General features: G+C 73.3%; 8 protein-coding genes and 1 pseudogene. 5 read left to right on the top strand and 4 right to left on the bottom strand.

All coding sequences use genetic code 11. The features are described from left to right. Positions 1–162: 162 nt before the first annotated feature. From ACIRQF_RS34820 to mtrA, 4 genes and pseudogenes are all read right to left on the bottom strand, one after another. Positions 163–992: pseudogene (locus ACIRQF_RS34820) on the bottom strand (ComF family protein). A 158-nt stretch (positions 993–1,150) separates the two neighbouring features. Next, entirely contained in the window at positions 1,151–2,917 is a 1,767-nt protein-coding gene (locus ACIRQF_RS34825) for an LpqB family beta-propeller domain-containing protein (protein WP_389758451.1), read from the bottom strand. 97 nt (positions 2,918–3,014) lie between these two features. Continuing rightward, a complete protein-coding gene (gene mtrB / locus ACIRQF_RS34830) occupies positions 3,015–5,003 on the bottom strand; it encodes an MtrAB system histidine kinase MtrB (protein ID WP_376637890.1) in 1,989 nt (662 codons plus the stop codon). A gap of 1 nt (position 5,004) precedes the next feature. Next, positions 5,005–5,682 carry a two-component system response regulator MtrA gene (gene mtrA, locus ACIRQF_RS34835; protein ID WP_030250475.1) on the bottom strand — a complete coding sequence of 226 codons (678 nt, stop codon included), beginning with the start codon at positions 5,680–5,682 and terminating at the stop codon, positions 5,005–5,007. 555 nt (positions 5,683–6,237) lie between these two features. On the opposite strand from mtrA, the gene ACIRQF_RS34840 reads away from it, so the two are divergent. From ACIRQF_RS34840 to ACIRQF_RS34860, 5 genes are read left to right on the top strand one after another with little or no spacing between them, the layout of a single operon-like run. After that, entirely contained in the window at positions 6,238–7,458 is a 1,221-nt protein-coding gene (locus ACIRQF_RS34840) for a glycerophosphoryl diester phosphodiesterase membrane domain-containing protein (protein ID WP_404098604.1), read from the top strand. 4 nt (positions 7,459–7,462) lie between these two features. After that, complete coding sequence (locus ACIRQF_RS34845) at positions 7,463–8,143, top strand: DUF4129 domain-containing protein (protein ID WP_404098607.1); 681 nt, start codon at positions 7,463–7,465, stop codon at positions 8,141–8,143. Next, a complete protein-coding gene (locus ACIRQF_RS34850) occupies positions 8,140–9,336 on the top strand; it encodes a DUF4350 domain-containing protein (RefSeq protein WP_404098609.1) in 1,197 nt (398 codons plus the stop codon). The genes ACIRQF_RS34845 and ACIRQF_RS34850 overlap by 4 nt, the downstream gene beginning before the upstream one ends. Beyond that, a complete protein-coding gene (locus tag ACIRQF_RS34855) occupies positions 9,333–10,316 on the top strand; it encodes an AAA family ATPase (protein WP_376637894.1) in 984 nt (327 codons plus the stop codon). The genes ACIRQF_RS34850 and ACIRQF_RS34855 overlap by 4 nt, the downstream gene beginning before the upstream one ends. 12 nt (positions 10,317–10,328) lie before the next feature. Continuing rightward, positions 10,329–11,624, top strand: a complete 1,296-nt coding sequence (locus ACIRQF_RS34860) for a DUF58 domain-containing protein (protein ID WP_376637895.1) — start codon at positions 10,329–10,331, stop codon at positions 11,622–11,624. The last annotated feature ends 150 nt before the right edge of the window (positions 11,625–11,774 follow it).

An 11,774-nucleotide genomic window follows, 5' to 3' on the forward strand; every position in this document is an offset into this window, starting at 1 on the left:
CCCATCCCACCAACCAGAGGTTAATTCGCCCTGAACTCCTGTCCTGGAGGCGCACCCGTGCATTCGGCGAGGCGTGGCATTCGCCATTCCTCACAACCGAACATAGCTCCTTCTGACGGGTGTCGGCACCCGCTGCGGCCACTTACCTCCATTCGGGTGCATTCACCTCTCACCACCTGCAACGATGCAACTTCTCCGCGAGTTCCTGTTTATCTCGAACGAGGACGGAGAGGATGCGACTACCGCCGCTGCCGGCTGTTCGAATAGTGCTTCCGTCGCCGCCCCCTTCGGACCGTCCGGTAATGCCGGAATGAACGGACGGTGGACGCCGGGACGAGCCGCCGCGAGCGCCCGCGCCGCCTCCGCGAGCGAGACCCCGGTGGTCATGAGGTCGTCGACGAGCACCACCGGCCGCCCGTCCGCGCGGCCTCGTCGAGCAGCCGCACGCCGCTCCCGTCGACCTCCAGCGCTCCCGTCAGGTTCGCGAGCCGCTCCCGCGCGCCGAGACCCGACTGGTCGGCCACCGGCCGCCGCTGGCGCAGCACCGGCAGCATCCGCGCAGCCCGTCCCCCACGGCGCAGCCGCCCGGCCGCCGCCAGCGCGATCCGCCGCGTCGGATCGTGGCCACGCGCGCGCACGGAGCGCCGCGAGGACGGCACCGGTACGAGAAGCAGCGCGCCGGCCCCGGGCCCGCCAGAGAACCGCTCGGCGGCCTCCACGGCACCGGCCAGGGCGCCGCCCAGCGGTCCGGCGAGCGCCAGCGCACCACGTTCCTTGTGGGCCAGGATCAGGGCGCGCACGCCGCCCTCGTAAGGCGCCGCCGCGTGCACCGCCGGCAGCCCCCGGGGCTCCGGTGTCGGCCGCACCCTGCGGGGCCCGCTTCCGTGGAGCCCGGCCGTGCACGTCGGGCACAGCGCCGTCCCGTGTCTCCCGCATCCGCCACAGGAGACCGGCAGCATCAGCCCGGCGAACTCTCGCCACCACCCCCGCATGAGTCCACTGTCCCCCCGTCCGCCCGCTCCGGCCACCCCTGTGGAAAACCCCCGTCCGGGCGTCCGGCGGGGGGTTTCCACAGGGCGGGGCCGCCGCCGGGGAGGCGTGCTTCCCCACGGGCGGGGCCGACGCCAGGAGGCGGGGCCCGGAGCCCGGGTCAGCCCGGGTAGACCGGGGAACTGCCCTCCTTGACCACGGGCTGCCAGTTCGCGCCCGGCACCAGGCGCACGATGCCGTCAGGCCCGGAGTCCGCGACCACGGGGGCCTGCTCGCCGTGCGGCGCGGCCACCGCCGTGACCCCGTTGAGACCTGGCAGGACGGACGTCGTCGACGTCGAGCCGTCCGTCTGCACGTACCGCACCTGCTGCACCCCGCCGGCCTCCGTGCCCACCACGACGAGCCTGCTCGGACCCGCCCAGGACACCGCGGTGACGGACTCCAGGCGCGGCGCCGCGTTCTGCAGGTCCATGACCGACACGGCCTCGTGGCCGTCGGTGTAGCTCCGCTCGACCCGGCCGATCTGCAGGGTGGTCTTCTTGTCCTTCGTCACCAGCAGCGCGATGCGGACGCCGTCCGCGGAGACCCGCAGCGACTCGACACGGGCACCGTCCTTCAGCCACGGCGTGCTGACCTCGACCCGCTCGCCCCGGCCGCCCGGCACCATCCACAGGCGCGGCTTCACCGGATTGCGGTCGGCGACCCACAGGTCGCCGCGGCCGTCCCAGCTCGGCGCCGACAGGCGGTCCTCGGGCCTGAGCGCGCTGCTCGTCACCACCGGCGCCGGCAGCTCCTCCTCGGAGTCGAGGGAGCCGACGCGCAGCTCACGCCCCTCCTGTACGACACCGGCCGCCTGGCTCTCGTCGCGGTCCACCGCCACGTACCGCAGCGGCGCCACGCCCTTGCCGAACGGGCCGGGCGCCTCCGTCGGCCGGTCGGCCTGCTTCGCGCCGACCGACATCATCATCAGCTTGCCGTGGTCGTCGACGAAGTACGGGTTCTCCCCCCGGCGCGGGTCGCGCACCGGCGAGTACTCCTCCAGGGCCTGCCCCTTGCCGAGGCGGCACAGGGAGTTGCCGTCGCTGCCGAGGATCTCGACCTGCTCGACCCGGACCGAGGTCAGGTCGCCCAGCGTGAACAGCAGCTGCGCCGCCATGCCCTTGCAGGCGGGCGAGCTCACGTGGTCGGCCTTGGCGTTGAGCGGCACCTTCAGCGTGGACTGGTCGTCGGTCGTCAGCGACGTCACTCCGGTCCGCAGCTGCGTACCGGACGGGAAGCGCGAGTCGACGGCGCGGCCCAGCCAGCCCGTCGGACCCTCCAGAAGCGCCCTGACGGTCTGCGTCACCGGGTCCATGCGGGTCACCGGGTCCTGGCGCTGCCGGATGTAGACCGGGTCGGCGACGACCCAGTTCTCGCCGGAGGCGAAGTAGTACTTGTTGACCGAGCGGTAGTTGCGCAGGAAGTCCGCCTCGCCGAGCACCAGGCCCTTGGGCAGGTTGTCGATGCGCCATTCCTTGGTCTTGCCGTCGGCCGAGACCTGCTGCACCACGTGGACCGACTGGTTGAACTCGGCGGGCGCCTGCGGCTGGTAGGCGTGACTCGCGTCGACCGTCGCGATCCGGCGCCCGGACAGCGGATACGTCCGCCCCTTCGACTCCGGGTCGGCCAGGTGGTCGGCCTGGTCACGGTCGGGCGCGTTGGTGAGCACCGTGATGCTCTCCTCCGGCTTCCACGTCCGGGCCGCCTGCTTCGTCAGGTACTTCCGCGCCGTCGCGAAACCGGGGTCGTCACTCGTCATGGCCTCCAGGAAGCCGTCGACGATCTCGTCCGGATCCGCGTTCTCGCGGGGCGCGACCGCGTAGACCCGCACCTGGGAGTCGCCCGGGTTGGACGCCTTCACCGCGCGCACGTCACCGCTGTCGGGCATGGTGGCGCAACCGGCCACCAGCAGCGAACCGCATGCCGCGAGGACCACGCCCCGCACCGACCGTCCCCGCCCCGGGGCCTCCCACGCCCCTCGAAGGTCAGCGCCCACGTGTTCCGTCCTCCCGCTCGGCGCGCGTCGACGCCATCGCCTCACCACCGTCGCCGTCCTGCCCCTCGGCGTTCCTGGCCACCACCCTGGCACCGTTGCCCGGCAGGGCCGTCGGGTCCACCGTCGTCCTCGGCACGGGAGGCATCCGCGGCGGTACGGACAGCGCGGCCTGGCGGTCCCCGGCCGGCTGCGCCGGCACCGCCGTCAGGCGTGCCCCGGCCCCGGCCGCCGCCTGCTCGCGGTTGCGCCGGGAGTCCTCCGGTTCCAGCGGGATCGGGGAGCCGCGCAGCGGCTCGTCCGCGGTACGCGGCAGCGTCAGCCGGAACTGCGATCCGCCGCCCGCCTCGCCCCACGCCTGGAGCCAGCCGCCGTGCAACCGCGCGTCCTCCACCGCGATCGACAGGCCGAGGCCCGTACCACCGGTGGTACGGGCCCGCGCCGGGTCGGCGCGCCAGAACCGGTTGAAGACCCGGGTCGCCTCGCCCGGCTTGAGCCCCACGCCGTAGTCCCGGACGGCCACGGCGACGGCACCTCCGGCGGCGGCGAGCCGCACGACCACGTCCCGGCCCTCGCCGTGCTCGACGGCGTTCACGACCAGGTTGCGCAGCACCCGCTCGACTCGGCGGACGTCCGCCTCGGCGACCACGGGCTGCTCGTCGCCGACGACGACGATCCGGCAGCCCTTGCGCTCGGCCAGCGGCTCCGCGCCGCCGATGACGCGCCGGACGACCTCCCGCAGGTCGATCGGCGCGGCCTCCAGAGCCGCCGCGCCCGCGTCGAAGCGGCTGATCTCCAGGAGGTCGGCCAGCAGCGACTCGAAGCGGTCGAGCTGGTCGCCGAGCAGTTCGGCGGAGCGCGCGGTGACCGGGTCGAAGTCGGCCCGCGCGTCATGGATGACGTCGGCGGCCATCCGCACGGTCGTCAGCGGGGTGCGCAGCTCGTGCGAGACGTCCGAGACGAAGCGCCGCTGCATCCGGGACAGCTCCTCCAGCTGCATGATCTTGTGCTGGAGGTTCTGCGCCATCTTGTTGAAGGCCTCGCCGAGCCGCGCGATGTCGTCCTCGCCGGTGACCTTCATCCGTTCCTGGAGCCGGCCCGCGGAGAGCCGCTCGGCGATCCCGGCGGCCATCCGCACGGGCGTGACGACCTGCCGTACGACGAGCCACGCGATGGCGCCGAGCAGCACCACCACGAACAGGCCGGCCGTCGCCAGGGTGCCCTTGACCAGGGCGAGGGAGTCCTCCTCCTGCGTCAGCGGGAAGAGGTAGTACAGCTCGTACGGGGTGCCGTCGGCGTCGTTGAGGCGCTTGCCGACGACCAGGCCGGGCTCGGAGGTCTTGCCGCTGGTGTAGTGGATGCGGGCGTACGACTGGAAGGTGCTGGTGCCCTGCGCGACGCTGTGCCGCAGGTCGGCGGGGATGCTCGTGGTCGGGTCGACCTCGCCGGAGGCACGGGCACCGCGGCTCGCGGTGTCCCCGGTCTCCAGGGAGAGCGCGACGACGTTGAAGGCGCTCTGGCCACCGCTCGCGAGCTGCTCGACAAGGGTGGAGCGCCAGTTGACCGAGGAACCGGCCCGGCCGCCGCCCTGGTCTCCGCCCGGCGCGGACGGCGTGGTCGCCGCCCGGTCCTGCGCGGCGGAGAAGCCACCGGCCGCCTGGCTCTGCGCGGCCTTCTCCTTGGCGTCGAGCAGGCCGTTGCGGACCTGGCCGATGACGACCAGGCCGAGGAGCAGCACCACTCCGAGCGACATCAGCAGGGTGCCGGCGACGACCCGCACCTGGAGGTTGCGCCGCCACAGCCGCACGGCGGGCAGCAGCGGCCTGCGCACCCAGCGCGCGAGAAGCCGGAACACCGGTCCACCCGGTGTCCCGTCCTGGAGCAGACGGCCAAGACTCGAGCCCCCCCGCCCCGGTCCGGCAGCCCGCCCCGTACGGACTCCCGGGTCACCGGGCTTCGGAGCAGTACTGCCTGCGTTCATGTCAGCTCGGTCCTGCCTTGTATCCGACACCGCGGACGGTGACCACGATCTCCGGGCGCTCGGGGTCCTTCTCGACCTTCGAGCGCAGTCGCTGGACGTGCACGTTCACCAGACGGGTGTCGGCGGCGTGCCGGTAACCCCAGACCTGCTCCAGGAGCACCTCGCGGGTGAACACCTGCCAGGGCTTACGGGCCAGGGCGACGAGCAGGTCGAACTCCAGCGGCGTCAGGGCGATGGACTGCCCGTCGCGCTTCACGGAGTGTCCGGCCACGTCGATGACCAGGTCACCGATGGCCAGCTGCTCGGGCGCCGGCTCCTCCGACCTCCGCAGCCGGGCCCGGATACGGGCGACGAGCTCCTTCGGCTTGAACGGCTTGACGATGTAGTCGTCGGCCCCGGACTCCAGGCCCACCACGACGTCGACGGTGTCGCTCTTGGCCGTGAGCATGACGATCGGCACTCCGGACTCGGCCCTGATGAGTCGGCACACCTCGATGCCGTCCCGACCGGGCAGCATCAGGTCCAGCAGGACCAGGTCCGGCTTGGCCTCACGGAAAGCGGCGAGCGCCTTGTCTCCGTCCGAGACGAACGACGGCTCGAAGCCCTCTCCTCGCAGCACGATCCCGAGCATCTCGGCCAGTGCGGTGTCGTCGTCGACGACAAGAACGCGTCCCTTCATATCGACATCATCCCATTTCCGTATCAGTCTCAAGGCGGCTGGTGAGATACCTCACTGACCTGCGGTGACGTCCGTGATTGCCCGCCGTGAACCGCCGGTGTCTGTGAGTGTCGATGTCAGACGTGGATGTCACCCCCGTGGCCCCCGTGCCGCCCTGCACCGTACCCTGCGCCGTCCGGGACTGCCCATGGATGAGGCCGACCAAAGCGGCCCGTACAGGCGATACGGCGGTCCGCGTCCGACTCCCGACACCGACCGGCTCCCTGCGCACCCGCCCCGGAGTGTCTCCCGGCCGTCGCCCGGTGGGCCTCCCGCCGGGCGGCGGGAGGCCGCAGGAGGCAGCGGACAGCGCGGTGTGCGCCCCCGGATTGGGCGTCGGCTCGGTCCGACCTGCGCCGCCCCCGGTAGGAAGCCGCAGGAGGAAGGCCCGGGCCCGCCCGCGGGCGGGCCCCGCGTGGCACGATGGCTCCCGGCCCGCCGCTCCAGGCGGTCGGCCGCAGAGACCGAGCCGGTTCGCCGATCCGGCCCCGCGACCATTCCTCGAGGTGGACGACCGTGAACGACACTCCGGGCTGGGCCTCGCCCGGATCTGCCCCCTCCGACGGTCAGGACGACCAGGGGGTGCCCCGGCCCGCCTCGCCCGCCGACGCGAACGGCTCCGCCCCTCAGTGGTCCACCGACCAGCCGCCCGCCGGCCAGTGGCAGCCGCCGACCACGCCCGTCACCCCGGGCCCGGCCCCGGCCCGCGCCAACAGCGGCTGGGGCGGCCCCCGCTCGCAGGGCCAGTGGGGGCAGCAGCAGGGCCCGTGGGGGCCGCCGCCGGCCGCGAAGCCCGGCGTGATCCCCCTGCGACCGCTGACCCTGGGCGACATCCTCGACGGCTCCGTGGCCACGCTGCGGCGTTACTGGCAGACCGTCCTCACCGTCTCCGTCACCATCGCCGTGCTCATGCAGGTCGCGGAGATCCTCGCCCAGCGCTACCTGGTCCCCGCGCCCCCCGAGATCAACCGGGACGCGAGCCCCGCCGAGGCCCTCTCCCAGAGCGTCGACGCCCTCCGGAGCAGCGTGATCGCCATGGGCCCGGCGTACCTCATCATGGTGGCCGCCACCCTCGTCAGCGCCGCGCTGCTCACCGTCGTCATCAGCCGCGCCGTCCTCGGCCGCCCCGTCACCCTGGGGACCGCCTGGCAGGAGGCCCGCCCGCGGCTGCTCCAGCTGCTCGGGCTGACCCTGCTCGTGCCCGTGATGGCCGCCGGCATCATGTTCGTCGGCCTGCTGCCCGGCCTCCTCCTCGGCGGCAGCAGCGGCGCCGGCCTCGCGTTCCTCGGCGGCACCTGCGCCTTCGTGGCCGTGGTCTGGCTGACGATCCGCTTCAGCCTCGCCTCGCCCGCGCTGATGCTGGAGCGCCAGGGCGTGGTGAAGGCGCTGAAGCGCTCGGCCAAGCTGGTCCAGGGCTCCTGGTGGCGCATCTTCGGCATCAACATCCTGACCCAGCTGCTGATCTTCCTCTTCTCGATGCTGATCGCCTTCCCCTTCGCCTTCCTCGCGATGGGCGTCGCGGGCGACGGACTCAGCGACATCCTCGACGGCACCGTCCCGGAGACCAGCTGGTCGTACCTGGTCATCATGGGCATCGGCGGAGTCATCACCAGCGCGATCACCTACCCGATCTCGGCAGGCGTGACCGTGCTCCTCTACATCGACCAGCGCATCCGCCGTGAGGCCCTCGACCTCGAACTGGCCCGCGCCGCCGGACTTCCCGGCTACGGAGGCTGATGGCGTGACGATCACGGGGGGCACGGCCGGTGACGTACCGGTGCAGGTTCCCCGCGTCCCCGCCCGGGAGGCGGCGGAGCGGGAACTGTCCAAGCCGATGTACCACGAGAACGATCCCAGCCTTCTCCAACGCGGACTCGACCGCTTCTGGGACTGGGTCGACCGCCTCTTCGACGCGGCCTCCGGAGCCTCACCCGGAGGCGTCGTCGGCCTCGTCGCCGTCGTCATCGTCGTGATCGCCGTGATCGCCGCCCTGTGGTGGCGCCTGGGCACCCCCCACCGCACCGCCACCGGCGGCGGCGACTCCCTCTTCGACGACGGCCCCCGCACGGCGGCCGCACACCGCGACGCGGCCGCCCGCCACGCCTCCGCCGGCCAGTGGAACCAGGCCATCCAGGAACGCATGCGGGCGATCGTCCGCTCCCTCGAGGAGCGCACCCTGCTGGACCCCCACCCCGGCCGTACCGCCGACGAGGCCGCCGCCGAGGCCGGCCGGTCCCTGCCCGCCCACGCCGACGGCCTGCGCTCCGCCGCCCGCGCCTTCGACGACGTCACATACGGCGGCCGCACCGCCGACGAGCCCGCGTACCGGCGCATCGAGCAACTGGACACCGCCCTGGAGCGGACCAGGCCGACCCTCGACACGGCCGCCGCCACCGGCGCCTTCACGGAGGCCCCCCGATGAGCCGGACGGCCACCAGCGCCACCTCCACCTCGCTCACCCCCCGTCAGATCTGGACCCGCGCGCGCGGCACCCTGCTGGTGCTGGCACTGCTCCTGATCGGCGGCGTCGTCCTGGCCACGGCCCGCTCGACGGGGCAGCACGGCCTCCTCGACCCGCGCTCCGCCGACCCCTACGGCAGCCGAGCCGTCGCCGAACTCCTCAAGGCCCAGGGCGTCACCGTCGACATCGCCGACACCCTCGCCGAGGCGACCCGGGCCACCGGCGCCGACACCACGCTCCTCGTCACCACCCCGGACCTGCTCACCCCCGGCCAGCAGTCCACCCTGCACACCGCGATGACCGGCTCGGCCGGCCGCACCGTCCTCCTCGGCCCCGGCATCCCCTCCCTCGACACCCTCGCCCCCGGCCTGGACACCGGCACGAGCACCGAGGTCGCGCCCCTGGAACCCGCCTGCAGCCTCCCCGCCGCGGGCCGCGCGGGCAGCGTCGACCTCGGCGGGGAGCGCTACGAGACCGGCACCACGACCGCCGACGCCTGCTACCTCTCGGAGGGGCTGCCGACCCTGGTCCGCGTCCCCGGCCCGGGCACGGCCGACACGGTCCTGCTCGGCTCCGCCGAACTCCTCTACAACAAGCGCCTCGACCAGCACGGCAACGCGTCCCTCGCCCTGCAACTCCTCGGCTCCCGGCCCCATCTCGTCTGGTACCTCCCCTCGCTCTCCGACACCACCGCCAATACCGGCTCCGCGGACGACGCCACCGACACCTTCCTCGAACTGATCCCCTCCGGCTGGCTGTGGGGCACCCTCCAGCTCGCCGTCGCGGCCGTCCTCGCCGCCGTCTGGCGCGGCCGGCGCCTCGGCCCCCTGGTACCCGAACGCCTCCCCGTCGCCGTCCGCGCCTCCGAGGCCACCGAGGGCCGCGCCCGCCTCTACCGCAAGACCGACGCCCGCGACCGCGCGGCCGGCGTCCTGCGCACCGCGACCCGCGGCCGGATCGCCCCGCTGCTCGGCGTCCCCACCAAGGACGCCCACTCCCCCGATCTGCTCCTCCCCGCACTCTCCACCCGGCTCCCCGCGGCCGCCGGGACCCATCAGGAACTCCTCTTCGGCCCGGCTCCCGCCGACGACGCCGCCCTCGTCCGCCTCGCGGACCAACTCGACGCCCTCGAAAGAGAGGTACGCACCTCATGAGCGCCCCGACCCCCGAGACCATGACGAGCTCGGACAGCGCCCGCGCCTCCCTGGAGGCCCTGCGCACCGAGATCGGAAAGGCCGTGGTCGGCCAGGACCCCGCCGTCACCGGTCTCGTCGTCGCCCTGCTCTGCAAGGGCCACGTCCTCCTTGAGGGAGTCCCCGGCGTCGCCAAGACACTCCTCGTGCGAGCGCTCGCCTCCGCCCTCGAACTCGACACCAAGCGCGTGCAGTTCACCCCCGACCTGATGCCCAGCGACATCACCGGCTCCCTCGTCTACGACGCCCGGACCGCCGAGTTCTCCTTCCAGGCCGGCCCGGTCTTCACCAACCTGCTGCTCGCTGACGAGATCAACCGGACGCCCCCGAAGACCCAGTCCTCGCTCCTGGAGGCCATGGAGGAACGCCAGGTCACGGTGGACGGCACGCCCCGTCCGCTGCCCGAGCCCTTCCTCGTGGCCGCGACCCAGAACCCCGTCGAGTACGAGGGCACCTATCCGCTGCCCGAGGCCCAACTCGACCGCTTCCTGCTGAAACTGACGGTCCCGCTGCCCTCACGCGAAGACGAGATCAGCGTCCTCACCCGCCACGCCCAGGGCTTCGACCCGCGCGACCTGAAGGCCGCCGGAGTCAGCCCCGTCGCCGGCCCCGCCGAACTCGAGGCGGCCCGTGAGGCCGTGGCCAAGGTCGCGGTCTCCGCCGAGATCGCCGGCTATGTCGTCGATATCTGTCGTGCCACGCGTGAATCCCCCTCGCTCACCCTCGGCGTCTCCCCCCGAGGAGCAACCGCCCTGCTCTCCACGGCCCGCGCCTGGGCCTGGCTCACCGGCCGGGACTACGTCACCCCGGACGATGTGAAGGCCCTGGCACTGCCGACCCTGCGTCATCGCATCCAACTGCGGCCCGAGGCCGAGATGGAGGGAGTCACCCCCGACTCCGTCCTCAACTCGATCCTCGCCCACGTCCCCGTACCCCGCTGAGAACGGCGCCCCATGGCCCTCACCGGACGCACCGCCCTGCTCGCCGCCATCGGGTCGCTCCCCGTGGGCATCCTCGCCCCCAGTTGGACGGGGATGCTCGCGGTGAACGCGCCCCTCACCCTCGCAATTCTGTGCGACTACGCGATGGCCGCGCCAGTGAGAACCCTCCAGTTCACCCGAAGTGGTGATACGTCCGTTCGACTCGGTGACGAGGCGGACGTCCAACTCACCGTCACCAACCGGTCCCGCCGCCGCCTTCGCGCCCAGCTCCGCGACGCCTGGGCGCCCAGCGCCGCCCAGACCCCCGCGCGCCGACGGCTGACCGTCCCCGCCGGCGAGCGCCGCCGCGTCACCACGACCCTGCGCCCCACCCGCCGCGGCGACCGCCGCGCCGAGCGCGTCACCGTCCGCTCGTACGGCCCGCTGGGCCTCGCCGCCCGCCAGGGCAACCACGAGGTCCCCTGGACCGTACGCGTCCTGCCGCCCTTCGCCAGCCGCAAGCACCTGCCCTCCCGGCTGGCCCGACTCCGCGAACTCGACGGTCGCACCAGCGTCTTGACCCGCGGTGAGGGCACGGAGTTCGACAGTCTCCGCGAGTACGTCCCCGGCGACGACACCCGCTCCATCGACTGGCGGGCCACCGCCCGCCAGACCACGGTCGCCGTCCGCACCTGGCGCCCCGAACGCGACCGCCACATCCTGATCGTCCTCGACACCGGCCGCACCTCCGCCGGCCGGGTCGGCGACGTCCCCCGGCTCGACGCGGCGATGGACGCCGCCCTCCTCCTCACCGCGCTCGCCTCCCGCGCCGGCGACCGCGTGGACCTCCTGGCCTACGACCGCCGCCTCCGCGCCCAGGTCCAGGGCCGCTCCGCGAGCGACGTCCTGCCGGCGGTGGTGAACGCCCTCGCCCCGCTCGAACCCGAGCTCGTCGAGACCGACGCCCGCGGCCTCGCGGCCACCGCCCTGGCGCGCGCCCCGCGCAGCTCCCTCATCGTCCTGCTCACCGGGCTCGACGCCGCCCCCGTCGAAGAGGGCCTGCTGCCGGTCCTCCCGCAGCTCACCCGGCGTCACACGGTCCTTGTCGCCTCCCCCGGCGACCCGCACATCGCCCGTATGGCCGGCACCCGCGGCACGATCGAGGGTGTGTACGAGGCCGCCGCCGCCACCCAGGCCCAGTCCCAGCGTCTCCGCACGGCGGAACAGCTCCAGCGGCACGGCGTCACCGTCGTCGACGCCACACCCGACAAGCTGGCCCCCGCCCTGGCGGACGCGTACCTCGCCCTGAAGGCGGCAGGACGTCTGTGACCCGCTGTGGGGGACTTCCTGAACGGAAGTCCCCCACACCACCACCGCGCCAAACGCCCCGTGAACGCAGAAAAGCCCCGCACCAGAAGGTGCGGGGCTTTCCCACAATGATTGTTCGGCGGCGTCCTACTCTCCCACAGGGTCCCCCCT

Source organism: Streptomyces sp. NPDC101191 (assembly GCF_044767915.1).
In the GTDB taxonomy this organism is placed as follows: Bacteria; Actinomycetota; Actinomycetes; order Streptomycetales; family Streptomycetaceae; genus Streptomyces.